We start from the raw sequence: 22,801 nt of genomic DNA on the forward strand, positions 1-22,801 counted from the left end.
CCATTAATAATCAAACAGCGAGCGCCATTCAGCGAGCGTTTTTGGCAGCGTTGTCCCCTTTTCGCTGGTGATTAGCTGCGTCTCAGGCGCGTTGCCATTATCCCTGTCTGGCAGCAGGCGCATTGCCCACATTGTTCCGTCCTGGGTAAACATAATTATCGCTGCGCGGCGGCTGGCTGCCCCCTTCACTGACAGTGTGACTACGGTAGCGCCCATGCTATCCAAATCAGCGGAATAGACCAGGTTGTTGGCAACATCGACGAATTGCTGATAATCCTTACCTGCCAGCTGGCGAAAACGATCGTCCAGCGCTTTGGTGGGAAACACCCCCAGCGATAACAGCGTCGCGGCGGGGCGCGGATCGCTTTGGCTTCTGACGTAAGTGCCATCAATGCTCATCCCGCCGCGCATCAACAATTTGCAGCTGCCGTTGCTGTCGCTACGGACGTCAATCTGCCCGTCGGTACGCGGGATAAACAGCACCGTGCAGCCTGCACCCCACGCAATATTGTCCGCCAGGCCGGTACCGTAAAACATTTTGACATCACCACGCAGGTTAGATTTATAGGTTCCTCGCCAGACTTGCGCATCAAAGTTAAACGCCCATTTCGTGGTGTGACTCAGGATAATTTTTCCGCCGTCGCCATGCACCGCCGAGCGGTTCCACCATTCACCGTCCCAGTTGAATTTTTCCGGGACGTTATAGAGTTGTCCAATGCCCTGTAAATAAGCCCAGCGCAGACAGCTGCTGCTGGCACAGGCATCGCGCGAGGCCTGCCACTGCTGCATTTCCTGATTTACGCTGGCAGGCTCCGACAGCTTCATGACGTTGCGGTAGGTGTCGTTTAATACCGCGTCCAGCCAGGAGAGCTGAGGAGAGTCACAAATGGTATTTTCCACAATGCTTGCTGACCTGGCGCAATCGATCGCCAGCGCTGAAGAGGTGCAACCAAAAAATGCCACAAGCAGAAAAACGTTTAGCGCCAGTTTCATCATTATCGGGGCCCGGAAGCAGTTTTGAGAACAGAGAGTATGTCGTCATCTCAGCCATATTTCCTTAAACGAACGCAACTGTTATAGCTTTATTTGCATTAACTGTGTCTGCCTCAGGTATACAAACTGTGGTTTACTAAGGCATATACCGAAAGGAGGTGATGAGTGGAAGACGTCAAACAGATACTGCTGCGCGAAATTGACACGCTCAATCGTGAAGAACAGCGCGATAACCGGCCGCGTTTCAGCTTTAACTTTCTGAAAAATCATCCCGGGCTCTGGGCATCAATGTATGTCTGTTACGCCCTGACCGTTGCGCTGATTTTTACCACGGAATTTCTCGGCTGGCCCGCTTTCTGGGGCGCGACTTTTTTCGTGCTGCTGATGAGCGGATTGATGCTGCTGGATGTGAATCCCCGCTATCGCTTTGAAGATATCGATACGCTTGATCTGCGCGTTTGTTACAACGGCGAATGGTATTACGTTCGCACCCTGTCCGAACAGGCGATTAAGGATATCCTTGGCAGCAGCCAGGTGCCGGATAAAGTCAAACAGGGCATTGAGAAGCTGTTGTCGCTGAAAGGCGAAGTGGACTTCTACGATGTTTATCACCTGGCCTGGGGCCAGCAGCGCGCCTCGGCGGTTTAATCGCCACCGTCCTCCTGGGGCCAGCCAGTCTGGCCCTGGAGCATTTCGGCTATCAGTTTCCCCAGTTTTTCTGCCGCCGCTTCCTGCGTCGCATTCCATTCCCAGGCGCTGTTAAAGCGAAAATAGTTCGCGTACTGCTCGCCGGAGGAGAACATCTTGCCGGGCGCGATACTGATCTTGTGCTGCAACGCGCGGTAATAAAGTTCGGTGGTATTAATCTGCGCGGGCAACTCAATCCACAAAAAGTAGCCACCCTGAGAATCATTAATTTTGGCCCCGAGCGGCAAATGCCGCTTTAAAGACAGCCGGGCCTGATTTTTACGCTGTTCCAGCGCCTGACGCAGCTTACGTAAATGGCTGTCGTAGCTGCGCGTTCCCAGGTAATTGGCCAGCGCAAGCTGCATCGGCGCGCTGGTCGAAAGCGTGCTCATCAACTGTAAGCGCTGGATCCGCTGCGCGTGTTTGCCTGCCGCCACCCAACCTACGCGAAAACCCGCCACCAGATTCTTTGAGAAAGAGGAGCAATGCAGCACGCTGCTCTGCTTTTCAAACGCTTTCGCGGGGAGCGGCTTGTCGCCGCCAAAATAGAGTTCGCTGTAGACATCATCCTCAATCAGCGAAACCTGATGCTGTTCGAGCAGCGCCACCAGCTGCTGCTTTTTATCCCTTGTGAGCGTACAGCCCACCGGGTTTTGCTGGTTGGTCATCATCCAGCAGGCTTTGATCGGCCAGCGCTCAAGCGCGCGTGCCAGCTCGTCGAGGTCAATGCCGTGCTGAGGATCGGTGGCAATAGCGACGGCTTTCAGCTGAAGCCGCTCAATCACCTGTAACGCGCCATAAAAGCACGGGTTTTCAATCGCGACATAGTCGCCCGGCTCCGTCACCGCCTGCATGCTGAGGTTAAGCGCTTCCATCGCCCCATTAGTAATGACAATTTCATCCGGCGAGACCTGAATTCCCTGCAAGGCGTAGCGCTGCGCCAGCGTTTTGCGCAATGCTTCGTTGCCAGGCGGCAAATTATTCAGCGCATCGGCAGGTTTAAGCGAGTGCGAGACGGCGCTAAGCGAACGCATCAGCTGACGCTGGGGAAAGAGTTCGGGATCGGGAAAAGCGGAGCCAAAAGGCACAATTTTGGGGTCGCGGCAGGCCTGAAGAACGTCAAAGATAAAGCCGTTGATATCGACGGATTCGGTCAACTGCACTTTCTGATGACTGGCAGGTTGACTGAGAAACTCTGCGCGGGGCGCAACGTAATAGCCAGACTGCGGCCGCGACTGGATCCATCCCTGACTTTCCAGCACCTGATAAGCATGCATAACGGTCATCAGGCTCATGCCGCTTAGCGTTACCTGTTCCCGCAGCGAAGGCAGTTTTTCACCGGGAAGCCAGAGCTCGGCGGAAATCTGCTGCTGGATTTGTGCAATAAGCTGTTGGTATTTGGCCAAAACTGTTACGTACCCGATAAGGGAATTTGGCAACTATTATAGGTCTAAAGACGCTGATAAAACAGCGTCCTTTACCTGACAGGTGGTCGGTCAGACGGCCTTTTTCTCGGGCAGCGTTTCACCCCCGTCCGCATACAGATCGAGTTCCGGCACTTTATCCGCTGGCACCGGCCGCCCCAGCAAATACCCCTGTAGCGAGTTACAGCCGAGGCTGGTCAGGAAGTCCTGCTGTTCGCGCGTTTCCACGCCTTCCGCCACCACTTTCAGCTTCAGCGTTTGCGCCAGCGCGACGATGGCCGTCACAATGGTGGCATCTTCATTCTGCGTTTGCAGCTCGTTAACAAACGCCCGATCGATTTTCAGTTCGCTGGCCGGTAAACGCTTCAGATAAAGCAGGCTTGAATAGCCGGTCCCGAAGTCGTCAATCGAGGCTTTAACGCCTAAATCGGTCAGTTCGGTAAGGATGCGCACGCTCTCATCGGGATCGCGCATTGCCGTCGTTTCGGTAACTTCCAGCGTTAACTGCTCCGGCGGAATTTGATGCTTTTTCAGCGCGCTAACCACCGTTTCAACCAGTCCAGCCTGTTCAAACTGTAGGGCAGAGAGGTTAACGGCCACCGACCACTGCGTGTTGCCCATCTGGTGCCATTCATGAAGCTGGCGACAAGCCTCGTTGATCACCCAGTTGCCCATGCTGACAATCAGTCCGGTTTTTTCCGCCAGCGGCAGAAAGATATCCGGCGTCAGCAGGCCGCGCTGCGGGTGCTGCCAGCGGATCAGCGCCTCAAAGCCGACGATCGGGCCCTGCGGTGCACAGAATTTAGGTTGATAAAACAGACGCAGTTCGTTGTGTTCCTGAGCCAGCCAGAGGTCATTAATCAGCTGCAGCTGGTTTTGAGCAATGGTGTTCATGGAGGGCTGGAAGAAGCTGTAACCATTACGACCATTGTTTTTGGTGTGGTACATCGCGGCATCGGCATTGAACATCAGTTCGCGTTCGTCATTGCCATCGCCAGGGTAAACGGCAATACCAATGCTCAGCGATACCACCAGCTCATAGCGTGAAATAACAAAAGGCGCATCAATCGCTTTCACCAGCTGATCGGCAATAGCGGCAGCGTCGTTGGGATCGGTGATTTCAACCAGCAGTACAAATTCATCCCCGCCAAGGCGCGCCAGCGTATGGTGCCCCTTCAGCAGATTTTTCATCCGGTCGGTCACGGCGACCAGCAGATTGTCGCCAATATGATGACCAAAAGCGTCATTTACCGCTTTAAAGCCGTCAAGATCCATAAACATCAGCGCAAAAGAGGTCTCTTCCCGTACGGCTTTGTTTAACGCCTGGTCCAGACGGTCTTCCAGCAGAATACGGTTCGGCAAGCGGGTCAGGTTGTCGTGCAGCGCCAGCTGGGCCAGTTCGCGGTTAGCTTCGGCCAGAGAAGAGGCCAGCACCGAGGTGCGCGCCTGTAAGCGGGCATCCAGTGTGGAAACGACCAGAGTAATACCCAGAATGGAAAGCGTAACCACTACCACCAGCACCGCCAGCCAGTTGCTGTTTACGCCCATATCTGTGGCGTGGCTCATCATCGGGAAGCTGGCGGCTGCCATGCCGCTGTAGTGCATTCCGGCAATCGCTGCCCCCATCACCAGCGCGGCTCCTGCACGCAGCAACGCTAAATGTCCCACCCCCTGCCGCAGTTTGAAAGCCAACCACAGCGCGGCGGTACTGGCTGCCAGCGCAATGGCCACCGAGACGGCAACCCAGCGCCAGTCCCAGATGATGCCGGGTGTAAACATTAATGCACCCATGCCGGTGTAGTGCATGGCGACCACGCCGCTGGCCATAACCACTGCGCCAGTCAGCAAACGTGACAGCGGCAGCTCGCCGTAGCAGACGATCCACAGCGCAAAGATTGAGGCAGCGATGGCGATAACCATCGAGATTAGGGTCAGACCGGGATCGTAGCTCATCACCATTGCCAGGTTCATGGCCAGCATGCCGATAAAATGCATAGACCAGATGCCAATACCCATCGCAAAACCGCCGCCGATAAGCCAGACCCGGGCAACTTTGCCCGTTGAGGTCGCGACTCTGCCCGCCATATCCAGCGCAGTATAGGAAGCCAGAAAGGCGACAAAAATGGAGACAGTGACCAACAGATGGTCGTAAGAGCTCATAAGCATATGCAAATCTCTGATGCCAGCCGATGGCCTGGCGCCGTGTGATGGAACAAAGGTGTTTTTAACACTTTCAATGATCACGGTATCGGCTAAAGAGTAGTCAACTTTACCCCGGAGGAAATCAAAGTCTTCTGACCGCGCAAATTAACCGCATGCAAACTGCCGGTATCCCCATCATTTAACAGGTTTATTAAAGGAGGATCATGTCGCGCAACGACCTTAGCATCCGCAATTTTTTTTGCCCAGCTAATCCTAAGATGATTCCGATCATTTTTAATAAATCGCCAAAATTACCCGCTCAGCATCGCCTTCTCATTCCTTTCAATCCATTAGCTTTATTTTTACGTTTCGCTTCGCCCACCCCGGCAGGCTGTTCTATAGTTTAAAAACATAAGATAAGACAGCAAGCGCAGATACCGTTTTTATGACGGTTTTCTGCTCTTTTTTTACGCTGGATGGCGATTATTATTCACCCGCACGCCGCCGCGTTGTTCTCTTTCGTACCAGGCGAAAAAGCACTTCCATCAGACTGATCAGTAAGGAATGGTTATGAAAATGAAGCTTTTTCTGCTGGGCTGTGGCATTGGCCTCAGCGTGGCGACTTCGGGCTTTGCCGCCACTACAACGGGGACTATCAACGCAAGAGTGGTACTGACCACGGGCTGCCTCGTTAACGGCCAGTCGGCAACCACCGGCGTCAATTTCGGTACCTTAGACTTCGGTACGAGCGCTGCTACCTTCGATACTCTAAACGCGACTTTAGTGGGCTCGCTGGGTAACGGTATTTTTGTACGCTGCACTACCGGGCAAACCTACAACGTTCAGCTAACCAGCAGCAACGCAGCACCGGCAACCGTTTTTGGCGCGGTGACCGCCCAGCCGCGTTATTTGATCCTCGGCAGCAACGCGACGCAAGGTATCGCTTATACCCTCTATGGCACCACGTCATATACGACACCCATCGCTAACAATACCAACCTGGCGAATACCGGCACCGCCGACCCGACCAATGGCGATAACTACCCGATTTATGGTCGTATTTCAGGCGGGGGATTCAATGCCGCTATTCCAGCAGGAACCTACACCGATACGATTAATGTCGCCGTAAACTACTGACCTATAACTACAGGGAACGCAACGTGCCGGAGCAGGTAAGACGACTGGCGGGCCTGATGCGCCCGCTTTGCTTCGTGTTGTTTTTTATCAGCAATGCAGGCTGGTCGCTGCCAACTCAAACTTTTCAGGTGACGGCGTCGATAGTAAACGGCTGTGTCATTTCCGGTACAAATACCAGCGTTATTGGCGCACTGGATTTTGGTACGCAACCCGGTGTCGGTACGGTTTCTGCCAGTGCCAGTTACGTACAAAGCTCTACCCTCACGCTGGCCTGTACGCCGGGCACCACGTTGAATATGAGCATAGATGGGGGCAGTAATTACACTTCGACGCGTAATCTGAAAGTCGCTAATAACACAGATTTGGTGGGCTACACGCTCTATACCAGCGCCACCCACAGCGCAGCAAGTGCCATCCCGGTTAGCCAAAACGTGGCGCTGACCTACAGCAATGCCAACAATATCACGCTACCGATCTATGGCTTATTGCAGATGAGTGGCGTACGGCGGGCCGGGACTTACAGCGATACCCTAACGGTGACGCTGAGTTGGTAATACAGGGAGGAAAAAGGACGATGATGAAACTACCTATTTTTGCGCTACTGCTGGCGTTGTCCAGTGCTTTACTACCGGCCTGGGCAGGGAATTCGGTGCTGATATGGCCGATCGACCCTAAAATTCTTAGCGGGGATAAAGCCACCGAACTCTGGCTGGAAAACCGTGGGGCAGCAACCACGCTGATGCAGGTCCGCGTTTTCAGCTGGCAGCAGGTGGATGGCAAAGAGCAGTATCAGACCCAGCAAGCGGTGCTGGCCAGCCCGCCGCTGGTCAGAATCGAACCGGGGCAAAGGCAGCTGGTGCGTCTGATTAATCAGACCCCGCCGCCTGCGGGTAAAGAGATGGCTTACAGAGTGTTGCTGGATGAGATCCCCACGCCGCAAAAGCCAGGAGAGAATCAGGCGGGCTTGAGTTTTCAGATGCGTTACTCGGTCCCGCTCTTTACCTATGGCGAAGGGCTAAATGCCGATAATGCCAATCCGCAGCTTAGCTGGCAGGTGGTGAATCAGGACGGTAAATCGGCGCTGCGCATTACCAATAACGGTAACGGTCATGCCCGGCTGAGCAAGGTTTCATTAGGCGGCCGCTCGCTGTCGAATAGTCTGTTCGGCTACGTTCTGGCTGGTTCCAGCAATGTGTTTCCCCTGAATTTTCCAGCATCTGACCGCTCAGAGCTGAGTGCGGAGCTGGACAGTGGTAAAACCTGGCGCAGCACCCGTTCCTCGCGCTAGCCAATGAGCAGGCGATGCTTTGCGTCCCCGGGACGCTGCTCCCTGGCCCTGAGCCTGATAAGCTGCCTGTTTTCTGTAACCGGCCGCGCGGAAACCTATTCCTCTTTGCCACCGCCGCCACAGCAAAACACGCCGGGTACGCAAAATCAGCAGTACATGCTGGGGCTGATCGTCAATCAGCAGGATACCGGCCAGATTGTGCCGGTTGAATTCCGGGATAATCACTATCTTTTACGCGCCGCTGATTTGCAGCGGGCTGGCATTCCCTCCCCTCAAATCACGTCGTCGATCATGGATGTGTCGGTGATGCCAGAGGTGAAAGCGGAATACGACCGGACTCGCCAGCGCATCCTGCTGACCGTGCCGCCCGCCTGGCTGCCGCAGCAAAAACTCAACAGCACTGAACAGAGCGGGCCGCGTTATCCCGGCAGAACCTCAACGGGCGCACTGTTTAACTACGATCTTTATACCAGCCACACTTCCGCCAGCGGCAGCCGCATTTCGGCCTTTAATGAATTCCGCCTTTTTGGCAATTTGGGGCAGTTTTCCACTAACGGCGTCTGGCAGGAGCAGCTTTCCGGCCAGCCCGGCGCGCAGGATCAGGGCTATTTGCGTTATGACACCTGGTGGGGAAATCAGAGTGAAAACCGCTCGCTAAGCTGGCGGGTAGGGGATTTGATCACCGACTCCCTAAGTTGGAGTAACAGCGTCCGGCTGGGCGGTATTCAGATTGCCAGAGACTTTTCCGTTCGCCCGGATTTGATTACCTATCCTCTGCCCTCGTTCTCTGGCCAGGCAGCGGTGCCGTCAACGGTTGATCTCTTTGTGAATGGCTATAAGAACAGCACCAACAGCGTCCAGCCCGGCCCCTGGACGCTGACCAATATGCCCTTTGTCAACGGGGCTGGCGATGCGGTGGTGGTGACGACCGATGCCGTGGGACGACGGGTCACTACCACGCTGCCGTTTTATGTCTCCAGCAATTTACTCAAGCCCGGACTTTCTGATTTCTCTTTTTCCGCCGGGGCGCTGCGGCAAAATTACGGACTGAAGAATTTTGATTATGGCTCTGCTGCCGTCAGCGGCTCTTACCGCTATGGCCTGACCGACTGGCTGACGCTGGAGAGCCATGCTGAAGGTGCCGATACGCTTGCGCTGGGCGGCGCGGGCGGCCAGGTGAGAATTGGCTCACTTGGCGTGGTTAATGCGGCACTGACTCAAAGCCAGCTGGCTGGCGAGCATGGCAATCAGTACAGCTGGGGGTATCAGTACAATAACAGCCGCTTTAGCCTGGGAATGCAGCATATCATCCGTTCCGCGGGCTTTGGCAATCTGGCGCTGTATGGCGACCGTACCAGCGCCACTACCAATACGGATTACTCCCTTAGCCGCCGCAGCTCGCAGTACAGCGCCAGCCTGTCGCTGAACCAGTATGGCAGCATCGGTGCGGCGTTTATTGATATTACCGCCGGCACCGGCGACCGCACCCAGTTATGGAACCTGTCATGGAGTAAAAACCTGTGGGGCAACAGCAGCCTGTACGTTTCTGCCAGCCGCGATCGGCAGGAAGGCGAATGGTCAGGCGCGATCTCTCTGGTGATCCCCTTTGGCGAGCGCACCAATGCCAGCCTCAGTGTGGAACGCGATGCCCAGGGCGGGTCTGCGCAACGCGTGACGCTTTCCCGCGCGATGCCAACGGATGGCGGCTTTGCTTACGACGCCTCCTGGGCTAATCAGAGCAGCAACAGCGCCTACCGCCAGGGTAGCCTGAGCTGGCGCAATCAGAAAATTGAAACCTCGGCTGGCTTCTATGGCGATGGTGACTACAGTACCGAATGGGGTGATATCACCGGCTCTCTGGTGGTGATGGACGGCAGCTTCTTTGCGGCAAATCAGGTGAACGACGCCTTTGTGCTGGTAAAAACCGATTATCCGGATATCAATGTCCGTTATGAGAATCAGCTGATGGGTAAAACCGATGACAAAGGTTATCTGCTGGTGCCGGGCATCAGCTCTTACTATCCCGCGAAATACGATATCGATACGCTGAATTTACCTGCTGATATGACCACGCCTCACGTAGAACAACGTTTCGCCGTTAAACGCGACAGCGGCTACCTGCTGCACTTCCCGGTTGAGCCTTTACGGGCCGCCAGCGTGATCCTGCACGATCTTAATGGTCAGCCGCTGCCCGTTTCCACGCAGATTATCCGCCAGGGGCAGGACCCCGAATACGTTGGCTGGGACGGTATTGCATGGATGGAAAACCTCAGCGCAGAGAATTCTTTCCGTGCCGTTACGCCCGATGGCCGCCAGTGCGAAGCGGTGCTGCACGTGCCTGGCGGACGTCCGAAATCACTGGAAACCTATGGCCCGCTGACCTGCGCGCTTCCTCCTCTGCCTGGAACATCACCATGAAAAAGTTGCTTAGCCTCTTTCTTCTGTTAATGAGCTGCTCTTTATCATCATGGGCGGCCTGCTCGCTGCCCTCTTCTACTGCCGCCTTTGGCTCAGTCAGCTCGTTTACGGTCAACACTACGGCCAGTAATACTACCGCGACGGTTAACGTAAACTGTGGTTCAGGCAGCGTATTGTCACTGCTTTCCAGCGACTACATCAGGTTTCAGCTCGCCAGTGCATCTTTTACCAGCGGCACGCGCGGCGCGCTGAAAACGGCGAGCACCGGCACGGATGCGATCCCTGTGCGGGTATGCAGTGATTCAGCCTGCACCAGTGAAATGCTGATTGGCGGCACCACCGTTAACTACAGTCAGGCACAGTTGCTCAACCTGTTAGGGGCAGGCGGCGGTCAAAACTTCGCTATCCCACTCTATTTACGTACGCTGACCGGCCAGGTGGTTGCTGCCGGAACCTATACGGTGACGCTGAATATTCTGGTCTCCTATAACATTTGTACCGGCATCGGGGCGCTGGGTCTCTGCCTGGCAGGCAGCCAAAATACCGGTTCAGGCACCGTGCCCATCACGACAACGATGGTTATTTCTAACGACTGCACCACTATTACTGCACCCAATATCAGCTTTGGTAGCGCACCGTTGGTCAGTAGCTTCAATGCGGTCACCCAGTCGATTAACGTCATCTGCACCAAAGGAAGCACCTACACGGTTGGGCTGAGTGACGGCAGCAATGCGGTCAGCTCACAGCGTTACATGGCCAGCGGCAGCAACCGGCTGGCCTATGAGATTTATAAAAGCGGCGGCACGACGCGCTGGGGATCGGCGGGAACGGAACGGGTTGCCAGTAGTTCGGCGAACAGCATTACCACCGATGGCCTGACCCGAACCTTTAACTATACGGCCCGGGTTTTGACCACGCAGGCGACACCGGTTGCCGGGAGCTACAGCGACAGCGTGGTGGTTGATCTCTCTTTTTAGCGCAGCCACGTAGCGGCAGTGACGGGTTACCATGGCATCACTCTGTTAATTTTTTGTTACTAAAGCGATGATTATCAGCCTCATCAAGGGTGAGGCCCGTCACATTAAAATCTGCCCCGGCACGTTAAAAGAGAAGAAAACTGCAAGGAAACTGTATGTCAGCTTTATCTTCTCATCCGAAAAAACCGCAGGGCAGCGCCCGAACTATATTCAATGTGACCAGCGGCAACTTTCTGGAAATGTACGACTTTATGGTGTTTGGCTATTACGCGACGGCCATCGCTAAAACGTTTTTTCCCGGAGACGACCCATTCGCGTCGTTAATGCTTACCCTCATGACCTTCGGTGCCGGTTTTCTGATGCGCCCGCTGGGCGCTATTATTCTCGGTTCCTACATCGATCATCATGGCCGTCGTAAAGGCCTGTTGCTAACGCTGGGTCTGATGGCGATGGGAACGCTCACCATTGCTGTTGTTCCGGGCTATAACACGCTGGGTGCCGCCGCGCCGATCCTGATCCTGCTCGGCCGTCTGCTGCAAGGCTTCTCGGCAGGTGTTGAGCTGGGTGGCGTCTCTGTTTACCTTTCTGAAATCGCGCCCAAAAACCGCAAAGGCTTTTTTGTCAGCTGGCAGTCCGGTAGCCAGCAGGTCGCGGTGATCTTTGCGGCGCTGCTTGGCCTGGGGCTTAACCATCTGCTGGCGAAAGAGCAGGTAACGGACTGGGGCTGGCGTATTCCGTTTTTTATCGGCTGCCTGATTGTGCCGTTCCTGTTCTGGGTACGGAGAATGCTGGAGGAGACGGAAGCGTTCAGCCAGCGTAAGACTCACCCGTCAATGCGTCAGATTGTCCGCTCAGTGGCGAGTAACTGGGCGCTGGTGCTGGCAGGCATGCTGATGGTTGTCACCACTACCGTGATGTTTTACATGATCACCGCTTTTACGCCGACCTTTGGCAAAACGGTATTGATGATGAGCGATAAGCAGAGCTTTTTCGTCACCTTATGCGTTGGCCTGTCGAATCTGATTTGGCTGCCCATTATGGGTGCGGTGTCCGACCGTTATGGTCGCCGTCCCCTGCTCATCCTCTTTACGCTGCTGATGATCGCGACTGCCTGGCCGGTACTGCACTGGCTGGTGGGTTCGCCGACCTTCTCGCATCTGCTGGAAGCTGAGCTGTGGCTCTCATTTTTGTACGCCAGCTATAACGGCGCGATGGTGGTTTATCTGGCTGAAGTGATGCCGGCAGAAGTCAGGGCGACCGGCTTTTCGCTGGCCTACAGTCTGGCGACCGCGCTGTTTGGCGGCTTCACGCCAGCCGTTTGCAGCTATCTTATCCACTCGACGGGCGATAAGGCGATGCCCGGCGTCTGGCTGACGATCGCCGCGGTATGCGGTCTGATTGGCACGATGATTATCAAGCGACTTATTCGCCAGTATCAGGCGAAGCAGTCCGGCGCACCGGTGGTGCAGATGTAATAAAAAAGGCCGACACGTTGTCGGCCCTTTTTTCGTATTGTGATTTACTTCGAGACGGTTTCCATTCCCATCAGGCCAATCTTCAAATAGCCAGCCTGACGCAGTTTATCCATCACGCCCATCAGCGTTTCATAATCAACCGACTTATCCGCCTGGAAGAATATGGTGGTGTCCTTTTTGCCTTCGGTCTGGCTGTTAAGCGCATCCAGCAGCGTCTCGCTGGTTACCGCGTTGTTGCCGATGAACAGCTGCTTATCTGCCTTAATAGAAAGATAAACCGGTTTCTCCGGACGCGGCTGAGGCGCGCTGGTTGAGGCAGGCAGGTTAACGCGAACGTCAACGGTAGCCAGCGGCGCGGCGACCATAAAGATAATCAGCAACACCAGCATGACGTCGATAAACGGCGTGACGTTGATTTCATGCATTTCGCCGTTGCTGTCGAGATCCTCATTCAATCGCATTGCCATGGTGCTTACCCTACCCGCAGTTTCTGCGCTGAGTGCGGACGCTGTGCGTCGCTGCTGGCAGCCAGATCCAGATCGCGGCTTTGCAGCAGCAGGATTTGTGCCGCAACATCACCCAGCGTGGCTTTGTAGTTAGCAATCATGCGAGCGAAAACGTTATAAATAACGACCGCTGGGATCGCAGCAACCAGACCAATCGCGGTTGCCAGCAGCGCTTCGGCAATGCCGGGAGCCACAACGGCAAGGTTGGTGGTTTGCGTCTGAGCAATGCCGATAAAGCTGTTCATGATGCCCCAGACGGTGCCGAACAGGCCAACAAAGGGTGCGATCGCCCCGATTGTGGCCAGGAAACCGTTACCGCGACCTGCATGACGGCTAAAGAAAGCCACACGGCGCTCAAGACGGAACGCGGTACGCTCTTTGATGCCGTCGTTGTCTTCCGAACGTTCGGAGAGTTCCAGTTCGTTTTCTGCTTCTTTCAGCAGCTGCAACGTCAGGCTGTTGGCTTTGAAATCTGTGCAGGTTTTTGCTGCCTCAGGCAGGGAACGGGCAGTGGCGATGGCCTGTTGTTCACGCTTCAGGCGACGTTTCGCCGAGCTTAGCTCTGCGCTTTTGCTGAAGAACAGCGCCCAGGTTACCACCGAAGCCAGCAGCAGTCCGATCATCACCACTTTCACTACGATGTCTGCATGCAGGTACATGCCCCAGACGGAAAGATCCGTCTGCATCAAATCATTCGTCACGCTGTCTCTCCAACGTCAGTTACGGATAGCAAAAAACCAGTGCGGATCATACCAAAATGAAGCCGAATTGATAGTGGTTATCATTACTATTTACCTTTCGCGGCCACTTTTTACACAATCACACGCTTTTTCGCCACGGCCTGCGGCTTTAACTGAAACTTTGTCACTCAGGAAGATGCGTAATTTCGCCTTGTCGCCTGCCGTGTTAACGTTAAGGCATACCTGAGATTTTACAGAGCATACCGATGACTAAACACATTGAAACGGCGCTGATTGCCGCCGGACGCAGCAAACGTTACACCCAGGGTTCCGTGAACAGTGTTATCCAGCGCGCTTCTTCACTGGTTTTTGACAGCGTGGCAGATAAAAAGCGTGCTACGGCGGGTCGTGCCGAAGGCGAGCTGTTTTATGGACGTCGCGGGACGCTGACCCATTTCTCATTGCAGGAGGCGATGACGGAACTGGAAGGCGGCGCTGGCTGTGTGCTTTACCCGTGCGGCGCAGCGGCGGTAGCTAACGCGATTCTGGCCTTTGTTTCTGCGGGTGACAATGTGCTGATGGCCGGTTCTGTTTACGAACCGACTCAGGATTTTTGCACTAAAATCCTTAGCAAGATGAATGTTTCCACCACCTGGTTTGATCACTGCATTGGTGCCGGGATCGCTGACCTGATTGTGCCGGAAACCAAAGTGGTATTTCTGGAGTCGCCTGCTTCCATCACCATGGAGGTGCAGGATATTCCAGCAATCGTTGCCGCGGTGCGCCGTAAAGCGCCGGAAGCGATTATTATGATTGATAATACCTGGGCGGCAGGCATTCTGTTCCGCGCGCTGGATTTCGGTATTGATATTTCGATCCAGGCCGGTACCAAGTACCTGATTGGCCACTCTGATGCGATGATCGGCACCGCCGTGGCTAACGAACGTTGCTGGGCGCAGCTGCGTGAGAACTCCTATCTGATGGGCCAAATGGTCGACGCCGATACCGCCTATATGGCCAGCCGTGGATTGCGTACGCTGGCCGTGCGGCTGCGTCAGCATGAAGAGAGCAGCATCCGCGTTGCCCACTGGCTGGCGGAGCGCCCGGAAGTGGCTCAGGTCAACCACCCGGCACTGCCGCAGTGCAAAGGTCATGCGTTCTGGAAACGCGATTTTACCGGCAGCAGCGGCCTGTTCTCGTTCATCCTGAAGGCCCGCTTAAGCGACGCTCAGCTGGCGGAGTATCTGGATCGCTTTGAGCATTTCAGCATGGCCTATTCGTGGGGCGGCTATGAGTCGCTGATTCTGGCAAACCAGCCGGAAGAACTGGCTGCGATCCGTCCTGCTGGCGGCCCGAACTTTAGCGGAACGCTGGTGCGTTTGCATATTGGCCTGGAAAACGTCGACGATCTGATTGCCGATCTGGCCGCAGGCTTTGCCAGACTGGAAAATTGTCGGTAATAAAGTTAAACAAACGTGCAATACACGGATTAATGCGGCCCGAATCAACGATGCCGCATGCGGTTTACCAGTACAATAATCCTCTTCATGCGCTAAACAGGATTTAAAATGGCAGTCCTTCACGACATCGTTCAGGCGCTCTGGCATCAGGATTTTGCCGCACTGGCAAATCCGGATGTTATCTGGATTATTTACGGCATTATGTTTATCACCCTGCTGCTGGAAAATGGCTTGCTTCCGGCAGCTTTTCTGCCTGGCGACAGCCTGCTGCTGCTGGCGGGCGCAATGATAGCCAAAGGGGTGATGGGATTTATCCCTACGGTTCTGATCCTGACCCTGGCTGCCAGTCTGGGCTGCTGGATGAGTTACTTACAGGGCCGCTGGCTGGGGAATACGCGCGTGGTGAAAAGCTGGCTGATGCATCTGCCGGCGCAATATCATCAGCGAGCCTGGAATCTGTTTCACCGCCATGGGCTGCTGGCGTTGCTGGCGGGCCGTTTTCTGGCCTTTGTCCGCACGTTACTGCCGACGATGGCGGGGATTTCCGGCCTGAAAAATGGCCGCTTTCAGTTTTTTAACTGGCTGAGCGGCCTGCTGTGGGTCGGTATTCTGGTTTCGCTGGGCTATGCAATTAGCCAGGTGCCGTTTATCAAGCGCCATGAGGATCAGGTGATGACCATTCTGATGCTTTTACCGCTGGTCCTGCTCTGCGCGGGACTGGTTGGCAGCATTACGCTGGTGCTTAAACGTAAAAAACGGGCTTAAACAGGCCGCCAGCCGGCCTGCTTACACGCCCTGCCGCATGCGGGTTATCTCCTCACCCGGCGTCACGCCGAAATAACGTTTGAACTCCCTGGAGAACTGCGAAGCGCTTTCGTAGCCAACCCGCATGGCTGCCGCGCTGGCTTTTAATCCTTCGTGCAGCATCAGCATTCTCGCCTGATGCAGCCGGTAGCTTTTCAGATACTGTAGCGGCGAGGTGCTGGTGACCGCCTTGAAGTTATGATGGAAAGCCGACACGCTCATATTCACTTCTGCCGCCAGCAGATCCACGCTCAGATTGTCGGTGTAGTGACGCTCAATGCGCCGCAGTGCACGGGCAATCTGGCTGAACTGCGTATGGCGACTCACCAGCGCCATCAGCGCGCCGCCGCAGGGACCGAGCAGAACGTGATAAAGGATCTCACGGACGATTTGCGGGCCGAGTACCCGGGCATCACGGGGGTTTTTTAGCGCATCCAGCAAACGTTCCGCGGCACAAAGCATTGCTTCGGTCAGCGGCGAAGAGTGGATCCCTCGCGTCTGCGGCTGTGGCTGAAAGCTGTCGTCATCACCAATATCAATCAGCAAATCTTGCAACTTCACCGGATCCACATTGAGCAGTATGCCCGCCAGCGGCGCCTGTTCCGTCGCGAAGGTTTCGCACTCAACTGCCAACGGCACGGTTAGCATCAGATATTCCGTGGCGTCATAATGAAAAATATGGCTGCCGAGATAGCCGGTTTTACGGCCCTGGAACAGAATCACGATGCCGGAAGCGTAAAGCACCGGCGTCCGACCGCTGGGTTGGTTAGCGTAAATCAGCCGGATATCGGGCAGTAACGCCTGAGCAGAGGCGCCGGACGTTACCAGTTCCACCACCTGGCTGGCGAGCCGGGCGCAAAGCGTATTGCGATCCACTGTCATTTCTTTTCCTCGAAATTTTCCCGGTTTCATCATGCCCAATCCGCTACCAATCCTCCAGCATCCTGGAGAAACAGGCAAGAATATGACAGGAACGGGCATTGAGCGTATGTCACCGGCTTGCCACTATGAAAAGGTATTCAGCAAACTCCGCCCTAATCTCAACTAGACTTAGAGTCACTCACCGGCACAGAGTCGCCGGTTCAATCGCTGCAAAGGAGATAACATGGCAGATCAACCGATTATTAAACTTCATGATGGCAATATGATGCCCCAGCTTGGCCTGGGCGTCTGGCAGGCCAGCATCGACGAAGCACGCCAGGCCGCGCTGAAAGCACTGGACGTTGGCTATCGCTCCATTGACACTGCCGCTATCTATAAAAATGAGGAAGGTATTGGTCAGGCTTTGCAGGAAAGCTCTGTCGCGCGAGACGATATTTTTGTGACCACAAAATTGTGGAATGACGATCAGCTCAATGCGGAGGAAGCGTTACAGACCAGCCTGAAAAAGCTTCAGCTTGAACAGGTTGATCTCTACCTGATGCACTGGCCGTGTCCGGCGAAAGATAACTATGTCGAGGCCTGGAAAGCGATGATCGAGCTGCAACAGCAGGGGCTGACAAAAAGCATCGGCGTCTGTAATTTCCAGGAAACGCATCTGAAACGCCTGCTGGATGAAACCGGTGTTCGCCCGGTCATCAATCAGATAGAGCTGCACCCGATGTTGCAACAGCGCACCCTGCATGCCTGGAACGCGATGCACCAGATCCAAACCGAATCATGGAGTCCGCTGGCACAGGGCGGTAAAGGCGTTTTCGATCGGCCGATCATTAAAGAGCTGGCGAAAAAATATGGCAAGACGCCGGCACAAATCGTGATCCGCTGGCATCTGGACAGCGGCCTGGTGGTGATCCCGAAATCCGTTACGCCATCACGCATCGCGGAAAACTTTGAGGTCTTTGATTTCCGTCTGGAAAAACCAGAAATCAGTGAAATCACCAAGCTGGATCAGGGCAACCGTCTGGGACCAAACCCGGATGAACTGAACTAAAGGAAAGCCCCGGCCGAGGTCGGGGCTTGTTGATTAGACTGCGGGCTGAACCTGCAACTGCCCTACGGAACCGCGATCGGCCATCTCCAGCGTCTGGCTGTAATAGACAAACGGGAAATGCTCGCTGGTCGCCTGGGTAAAGGAAACAAACAGCTCAACGCTGCCATCCACCCATACCGTATCTTTCCAGCCGCGATCTTCCGCCATCGGCTGAGCGCCATTAACGTTTTTAATCAGGAACATCACGCCCTGAATATGAAACGCCTGCGGCAGATCGGCATGCACAATCCAGCGCTCATAACTGCCCTGCTGTGCCTGCACGTCAATGCGCGCCAAATCCCATAGCACCCCGTTGATACCCGGCTGCGAATCACCAAGCCGGAATTCACGCGTACGGCTGACGCTGCCTTCAATGAGCTGATCGGCCAGCAAACGCATCGGCAAATTATCCGTTACCAGCGGCAGCAGGCCGGTAGGCCGCAGCGTCAGTACCCGTGTCGAGGTCAGAATGCTGGACGGTTCGAACAAGCCGCGCAGACGCTCAACCATGCCTGCGGCCTCGCCCGCGGTAATCGAGACTTCATCCCCCTGGCTCATATCCACGAGAATTTCACGGCGCTCGCCCGGCGCCAGCGACAGCCGCTGAACGGCAACGGGTGCAGGCAGAAAGCCCTGATCGCTGGCGATAACGTTAAACGGCCGGCTGTCGCTCATTTGCAGCTGATAGCAGCGCGAGTTAGAGGCATTGAGCAAACGCAGGCGAACCCAGCCGCGTGAGACTTCTACAAACGGATTTTGTACGCCGTTAACCAGCAGCGTGTCGCCAATAAAGCCGCCGTCTGAAGGCGAGTCGTAAACCGGTGAGCCAAAGTTGTCGAGCCGTTTATCCTGAATAATCAACGGGAAATCATCAACGCCGTAATGATTCGGCAGCGGCAGGCTTTTGCTCACCTCATCTTCAACCAGCCACATCCCTGCCAGGCCGTTGTAGACGTGCGGTGCCATGTGGTTTGGCGTATTGGCATGATACCAGCAGGTTGCCGCTGCCTGACGGATCGGCATCACCGGAGACCAGTCAACGCCAGGCGACATCATTCTTGCAGCGCCGCCTGCCAGCGCGCCCGGTACTTGCAGGCCGCTAACCGTCATGGCAACTGACTCGTTTAGCCGGTTGCTGTAAATCAGCTTAACGTCATCACCGTTCCAAACCCGGACGGTCGGTCCCAGGTAGAGGCCGTTAAAGCCCCAAACCTGCGCTTTACTGCCGCCGGTAAATGACCAGTGGCTACGTTGCAGCGTCAGGAAAATAGGCTGTCCGCGCCGGGATTCGATCAGCGGCGGCACCGGTAACGCATTGTCCAGCCCGGCGGCACGGACGCTGGCGGGCAATGCGCTGGCGCACAGCGCAATGCCCGATGCCTGAATAAACTGACGTCGACTGAAGGACATACAAACTCCGTAACCGAAAAGTCAGCCTGCAAGACAGGCTGCTATCCATTTATTATGGTTCTGATAAGTGCTGTGTGGCTGACTGAAGTCAGGCCGCTTTTTTACGGAAACCGGCTAAAAACCGCAATTATCACTGCCTTTCCCGCCTGCGAATAGCAAGCCGGAACTACAATTTCCCGGAGGCTTCCCGGGCAGCAACTTCTGCATTCAGCTCATCAAGTTTAGCTGACATCAGTTCGCGGCAGTGGGTCGCCAGCTTGCGTACGGACAGATCGGCAAAAGCTTGCGTATCAACCGGTGGCAGCATTTCGACAATCACCAAACCATTTTTCAGACGATTGAGTTTGATCTTGTCATGCGTGTTGCTGACCACGATAGGAATGATCGGCACACCTGCCGCCATTGCCGCGTGAAAGGCGCCGGTTTTAAAAGGCAGCAAACCACGACCACGGCTGCGCGTCCCTTCCGGGAACATCCAGAAAGAGATTTTTTTCTTTTTAAACTGATCGATCAACTGGTTAATCGTACCGTGTGCTTTTGTCCGGTTATCGCGATCGATAAGCAAATTACCGGTAAGCCAGTACAGCAGGCCAAAGAAAGGGATCCACAGCAGGTTTTTTTTCCCTACGGTCACGGTCGTCGGCTGCACGCATTTTGCCGCCGTGATCATATCGTAGTTGTTCTGATGGTTCGCAATGTAAATCGCGTTAGGGTAGTTCTCTGCACCTTCCGGTTTACGCAATTCGACTTTCAAACCGAACAGCGGTGACAGACGGCCAAACAGGTGGCCAAAGGTGGCAACGTGGCGGGGATTACGCGGGCTGAACAGACAATAAATGCAGCCGAACACACACACCAGTATCGAATAAATTATCACCACGACGATACGTAAAATTGACAGCATCTTACCCTCATTATTCCTTGCAGGTTGGGTTTAGGGATTCATGCTCACGGCAACATTAAGCCGTTATAAATCCATTGGCGCGCTGCGCCCTGCCAGACAGGCAGCGACAGAAGTATATCCTGAATAAGCCTGTTAAACTGCATTTCATCGGGTTAGCGCCACTTTTGTGCCGCTAACCCGCTGTAAAACTGATGACGCGCTCAAAGCATGGGCAACGCCCCCGCGTCAACAACCCCTGTGCTTTACGCTTCGCTGTCGGTGGCCTGAGGCCGTACAGGCCCGTCGACTTCAACCCGATCAATACGCTGCAAACCACGCGGTAACAGGGTACCGCGACGTCCACGTTCAGCACGGAACTTCTGCAACTCTTCCGGCCGTAGCGTTAGCTTGCGTTTACCCACGTGCAGCGTGACTGACGTTTGCGGCGACAGCAGCAGCAGCCAGGCCAGCTTATCTTCACCGGACGCCGCTTCGGCAGAAGGAATGGAGATAATCTTGTTGCCTTTGCCTTTTGACAGCTGCGGCAAATCGGCCACCGGGAACAACAGCATTCTTCCAGCAGCGGTGATAGCCAACAGCATTTCGTCATCGTGATGAATAGCCATTGGCGTCATAACTTTAGCATTCTGCGGCAGCGTCAGCAGGGCTTTGCCGGCACGGTTTCGGGAGACTAAATCGCTAAAGGTGCAGACAAAACCATAACCCGCGTCGGAAGCCATCAGCAGTTTCTGATCGTCGGCTTCCATAAGTACCTGCTCGACGACTGCGCCCGGCGGCGGCGTCAATTTACCGGTTAACGGTTCACCTTGTCCACGTGCAGAAGGCAAGGTTATTGGATCGAGCGTGTAGCTGCGTCCGGTCGAATCAATAAAGGCAACCGGCTGATTGCTCTTGCCGCGCGCTGCCGCGCGATAGCTGTCGCCCGCTTTATAGCTTAATCCGCCAGGATCGATATCGTGTCCTTTGGCGCTGCGCACCCAGCCCATCTGGGAGAGGACGATCGTCACCGGCTCTGACGGCACCAGCTCGCTTTCGCTAATGGCTTTCGCTTCTTCGCGTTCACGCAGCGGCGAACGGCGATCGTCGCCATACGCGTCGCTGTCTGCCTGAAGCTCTTTTTTCAGCAGCGTATTCATTTTGCGTTCGGAAGCGAGAATACCCTGTAAGCGATCGCGCTCTTTCGCCAGCTCATCCTGCTCGCCGCGAATTTTCATCTCTTCCAGTTTGGCGAGATGGCGTAATTTCAGCTCAAGGATGGCCTCAGCCTGTGTTTCGCTGATGCCAAAGCGCGAAACCAGTTCCGGCTTCGGCTCATCTTCGCTGCGGATAATTTCAATCACTTCATCGATATTGAGAAACGCCACCAGCAAGCCTTCGAGGATATGCAGGCGCTTAAGCACTTTTTCCAGACGGAAATTCAGGCGGCGACGGACGGTGTCGCGGCGGAAAACCAGCCACTCGCTGATAATTTCCAGCAGGTTTTTCACCGCAGGACGGTTATCCAGCCCGATCATGTTCAGGTTGATGCGGTAGCTTTTTTCCAAATCGGTGGTGGCAAACAGATGGTTCATCACCTGTTCCATGTCCACCCGGTTTGAACGGGGTACAACGACCAGTCGCGTTGGGTTTTCATGGTTGGATTCATCGCGCAGGTCTTCCACCATCGGCAGCTTTTTATTGCGCATCTGCGTGGCGATTTGCTCCAGCACGCGCGCACCAGAGACCTGGTGCGGCAGCGCCGTAATGACCACGTCGCCATCTTCTTTTTTCCACACCGCGCGCATGCGAACAGAACCACGGCCATTCTGGTAGATCTTGCGGATTTCCGCGCGTGGCGTAATGATTTCTGCTTCTGTCGGGTAGTCCGGCCCCTGAACGATATCCAGCAGCTCGTCCAGCGTGGTCTGCGGCGCATCAATCAGCTTCATCGCCGCCTGCGCCACTTCCCGCAGGTTGTGCGGTGGAATATCCGTGGCCATGCCAACCGCGATCCCGGTGGTGCCGTTCAGCAGGATGTTAGGCAGCCGTGCAGGAAGCATTGATGGCTCCTGCATTGTGCCGTCAAAGTTCGGCACATAGTCGACGGTGCCCTGCCCCAGTTCGCCCAGCAGCAGTTCCGCATATTTTGACAGGCGCGACTCGGTATAACGCATTGCGGCGAAGGATTTCGGATCGTCAGGCGCACCCCAGTTTCCCTGACCGTCTACCAGCGGATAGCGGTATGAGAACGGCTGCGCCATCAGCACCATCGCTTCATAGCAGGCGCTGTCGCCGTGCGGATGGTATTTACCGAGCACGTCACCCACGGTACGGGCGGATTTTTTAAATTTAGCGCTGTTGTTCAGCCCCAGTTCCGACATCGCATAGACAATGCGGCGCTGAACGGGCTTCAGGCCATCGCCAATGTAGGGCAGCGCTCGATCCATGATGACGTACATGGAATAGTTGAGGTAGGCCTCTTCCGTAAACTTATGCAGGGCACGACGCTCTGCACCATCCTGCGTCAGGTCACTCATTACTCTTTGTT

The 22,801-nt window shown here is 55.1% G+C and carries 20 protein-coding genes; 11 read left to right on the top strand and 9 right to left on the bottom strand.

The genetic code is table 11. From position 1 onward, the window contains the following. Positions 1-3: 3 nt before the first annotated feature. A complete protein-coding gene (locus tag EHV07_RS19740; RefSeq protein ID WP_147199844.1) occupies positions 4-996 on the bottom strand; it encodes a lysozyme inhibitor LprI family protein in 993 nt (330 codons plus the stop codon). Between the two features lie 162 nt (positions 997-1,158). On the opposite strand from EHV07_RS19740, the gene EHV07_RS19745 reads away from it, so the two are divergent. After that, complete coding sequence (locus EHV07_RS19745) at positions 1,159-1,641, top strand: YlaC family protein (protein WP_147199845.1); 483 nt, start codon at positions 1,159-1,161, stop codon at positions 1,639-1,641. Here the strand turns inward: EHV07_RS19745 and EHV07_RS19750 are convergent. Beyond that, positions 1,638-3,086 carry a PLP-dependent aminotransferase family protein gene (locus EHV07_RS19750; protein ID WP_147199846.1) on the bottom strand — a complete coding sequence of 483 codons (1,449 nt, stop codon included), beginning with the start codon at positions 3,084-3,086 and terminating at the stop codon, positions 1,638-1,640. The genes EHV07_RS19745 and EHV07_RS19750 overlap by 4 nt on opposite strands. Before the next feature lie 90 nt (positions 3,087-3,176). Then, positions 3,177-5,270, bottom strand: coding sequence for a bifunctional diguanylate cyclase/phosphodiesterase (locus EHV07_RS19755; RefSeq protein ID WP_147199847.1), 2,094 nt, complete (start codon positions 5,268-5,270; stop codon positions 3,177-3,179). Between the two features lie 200 nt (positions 5,271-5,470). Here EHV07_RS19755 and EHV07_RS19760 point away from each other — a divergent pair, with 200 nt between their 5' ends. From EHV07_RS19760 to EHV07_RS19790, 7 genes are all read left to right on the top strand, one after another. Next, positions 5,471-5,653, top strand: a complete 183-nt coding sequence (locus EHV07_RS19760) for a hypothetical protein (RefSeq protein WP_147199848.1) — start codon at positions 5,471-5,473, stop codon at positions 5,651-5,653. Between the two features lie 163 nt (positions 5,654-5,816). Then, positions 5,817-6,383 (top strand): spore coat protein U domain-containing protein, encoded by a 567-nt coding sequence (locus EHV07_RS19765; RefSeq protein ID WP_147199849.1) that lies wholly within the window; start codon positions 5,817-5,819, stop codon positions 6,381-6,383. 56 nt (positions 6,384-6,439) lie between these two features. Beyond that, positions 6,440-6,937: a spore coat U domain-containing protein gene (locus EHV07_RS19770; protein WP_147200679.1), complete on the top strand. Its 498-nt coding sequence runs from the start codon at positions 6,440-6,442 to the stop codon at positions 6,935-6,937. 20 nt (positions 6,938-6,957) lie between these two features. Then, complete coding sequence (locus tag EHV07_RS19775) at positions 6,958-7,671, top strand: molecular chaperone (protein ID WP_371419651.1); 714 nt, start codon at positions 6,958-6,960, stop codon at positions 7,669-7,671. A gap of 3 nt (positions 7,672-7,674) precedes the next feature. Continuing rightward, the gene (locus tag EHV07_RS19780; protein WP_147199850.1) at positions 7,675-10,089 is read left to right on the top strand and encodes a fimbria/pilus outer membrane usher protein; all 2,415 of its coding nucleotides are present in this window, start codon (positions 7,675-7,677) and stop codon (positions 10,087-10,089) included. After that, complete coding sequence (locus EHV07_RS19785; RefSeq protein ID WP_147199851.1) at positions 10,086-11,066, top strand: spore coat U domain-containing protein; 981 nt, start codon at positions 10,086-10,088, stop codon at positions 11,064-11,066. Before EHV07_RS19780 ends, EHV07_RS19785 begins: the two co-directional genes overlap by 4 nt. A 155-nt stretch (positions 11,067-11,221) precedes the next feature. After that, positions 11,222-12,541 carry an MFS transporter gene (locus EHV07_RS19790; RefSeq protein WP_147199852.1) on the top strand — a complete coding sequence of 440 codons (1,320 nt, stop codon included), beginning with the start codon at positions 11,222-11,224 and terminating at the stop codon, positions 12,539-12,541. A gap of 44 nt (positions 12,542-12,585) precedes the next feature. On the opposite strand, the gene exbD is transcribed toward EHV07_RS19790, so the two are convergent. Beyond that, positions 12,586-13,008, bottom strand: coding sequence for a TonB system transport protein ExbD (exbD, locus tag EHV07_RS19795; protein WP_147199853.1), 423 nt, complete (start codon positions 13,006-13,008; stop codon positions 12,586-12,588). A gap of 5 nt (positions 13,009-13,013) precedes the next feature. Next, a complete protein-coding gene (gene exbB, locus EHV07_RS19800; protein WP_147199854.1) occupies positions 13,014-13,748 on the bottom strand; it encodes a tol-pal system-associated acyl-CoA thioesterase in 735 nt (244 codons plus the stop codon). 245 nt (positions 13,749-13,993) lie between these two features. Here exbB and metC point away from each other — a divergent pair, with 245 nt between their 5' ends. Both metC and EHV07_RS19810 read left to right on the top strand, forming a co-directional pair. Next, a complete protein-coding gene (gene metC / locus EHV07_RS19805; RefSeq protein WP_147199855.1) occupies positions 13,994-15,187 on the top strand; it encodes a cystathionine beta-lyase in 1,194 nt (397 codons plus the stop codon). 108 nt (positions 15,188-15,295) lie between these two features. Beyond that, positions 15,296-15,952 carry a DedA family protein gene (locus EHV07_RS19810; RefSeq protein WP_147199856.1) on the top strand — a complete coding sequence of 219 codons (657 nt, stop codon included), beginning with the start codon at positions 15,296-15,298 and terminating at the stop codon, positions 15,950-15,952. A 21-nt stretch (positions 15,953-15,973) separates the two neighbouring features. Here the strand turns inward: EHV07_RS19810 and EHV07_RS19815 are convergent, their stop codons facing one another. Continuing rightward, a complete protein-coding gene (locus EHV07_RS19815) occupies positions 15,974-16,873 on the bottom strand; it encodes an AraC family transcriptional regulator N-terminal domain-containing protein (RefSeq protein WP_371419652.1) in 900 nt (299 codons plus the stop codon). 223 nt (positions 16,874-17,096) lie between these two features. Here EHV07_RS19815 and dkgA point away from each other — a divergent pair, with 223 nt between their 5' ends. Then, positions 17,097-17,921 carry a 2,5-didehydrogluconate reductase DkgA gene (gene dkgA, locus EHV07_RS19820; RefSeq protein ID WP_147199857.1) on the top strand — a complete coding sequence of 275 codons (825 nt, stop codon included), beginning with the start codon at positions 17,097-17,099 and terminating at the stop codon, positions 17,919-17,921. A 33-nt stretch (positions 17,922-17,954) separates the two neighbouring features. Here the strand turns inward: dkgA and ftsP are convergent, their stop codons facing one another. The 3 genes from ftsP to parC all read right to left on the bottom strand — a co-directional run bounded on the left by ftsP (position 17,955) and on the right by parC (position 22,790). Continuing rightward, on the bottom strand, positions 17,955-19,370 hold the full coding sequence (gene ftsP / locus EHV07_RS19825) for a cell division protein FtsP (RefSeq protein ID WP_147199858.1): 1,416 nt from the start codon (positions 19,368-19,370) through the stop codon (positions 17,955-17,957). Between the two features lie 166 nt (positions 19,371-19,536). Then, on the bottom strand, positions 19,537-20,274 hold the full coding sequence (locus EHV07_RS19830; protein WP_147199859.1) for a 1-acylglycerol-3-phosphate O-acyltransferase: 738 nt from the start codon (positions 20,272-20,274) through the stop codon (positions 19,537-19,539). Between the two features lie 242 nt (positions 20,275-20,516). Then, positions 20,517-22,790, bottom strand: coding sequence for a DNA topoisomerase IV subunit A (parC, locus tag EHV07_RS19835; protein ID WP_147199860.1), 2,274 nt, complete (start codon positions 22,788-22,790; stop codon positions 20,517-20,519). Positions 22,791-22,801 lie beyond the last annotated feature (11 nt).

Source organism: Pantoea sp. CCBC3-3-1, assembly GCF_007981265.1.
Taxonomy (GTDB): domain Bacteria; phylum Pseudomonadota; class Gammaproteobacteria; order Enterobacterales; family Enterobacteriaceae; genus Erwinia.

Coding starts and splice junctions, on each gene's coding strand:
- EHV07_RS19790 (WP_147199852.1), top strand. CDS start 11,222: ATGTCAGCTTTATCTTCTCATCCGAAAAAACCGCAGGGCAGCGCCCGA.
- EHV07_RS19815 (WP_371419652.1), bottom strand. CDS start 16,873: ATGACAGTGGATCGCAATACGCTTTGCGCCCGGCTCGCCAGCCAGGTG.
- EHV07_RS19760 (WP_147199848.1), top strand. CDS start 5,471: ATGTCGCGCAACGACCTTAGCATCCGCAATTTTTTTTGCCCAGCTAAT.
- EHV07_RS19810 (WP_147199856.1), top strand. CDS start 15,296: ATGGCAGTCCTTCACGACATCGTTCAGGCGCTCTGGCATCAGGATTTT.
- EHV07_RS19775 (WP_371419651.1), top strand. CDS start 6,958: ATGATGAAACTACCTATTTTTGCGCTACTGCTGGCGTTGTCCAGTGCT.
- EHV07_RS19770 (WP_147200679.1), top strand. CDS start 6,440: ATGCGCCCGCTTTGCTTCGTGTTGTTTTTTATCAGCAATGCAGGCTGG.
- exbD (WP_147199853.1), bottom strand. CDS start 13,008: ATGGCAATGCGATTGAATGAGGATCTCGACAGCAACGGCGAAATGCAT.
- EHV07_RS19755 (WP_147199847.1), bottom strand. CDS start 5,270: ATGCTTATGAGCTCTTACGACCATCTGTTGGTCACTGTCTCCATTTTT.
- EHV07_RS19785 (WP_147199851.1), top strand. CDS start 10,086: ATGAAAAAGTTGCTTAGCCTCTTTCTTCTGTTAATGAGCTGCTCTTTA.
- EHV07_RS19765 (WP_147199849.1), top strand. CDS start 5,817: ATGAAAATGAAGCTTTTTCTGCTGGGCTGTGGCATTGGCCTCAGCGTG.
- parC (WP_147199860.1), bottom strand. CDS start 22,790: ATGAGTGACCTGACGCAGGATGGTGCAGAGCGTCGTGCCCTGCATAAG.
- EHV07_RS19780 (WP_147199850.1), top strand. CDS start 7,675: ATGAGCAGGCGATGCTTTGCGTCCCCGGGACGCTGCTCCCTGGCCCTG.
- EHV07_RS19830 (WP_147199859.1), bottom strand. CDS start 20,274: ATGCTGTCAATTTTACGTATCGTCGTGGTGATAATTTATTCGATACTG.
- metC (WP_147199855.1), top strand. CDS start 13,994: ATGACTAAACACATTGAAACGGCGCTGATTGCCGCCGGACGCAGCAAA.
- EHV07_RS19740 (WP_147199844.1), bottom strand. CDS start 996: ATGATGAAACTGGCGCTAAACGTTTTTCTGCTTGTGGCATTTTTTGGT.
- dkgA (WP_147199857.1), top strand. CDS start 17,097: ATGGCAGATCAACCGATTATTAAACTTCATGATGGCAATATGATGCCC.
- ftsP (WP_147199858.1), bottom strand. CDS start 19,370: ATGTCCTTCAGTCGACGTCAGTTTATTCAGGCATCGGGCATTGCGCTG.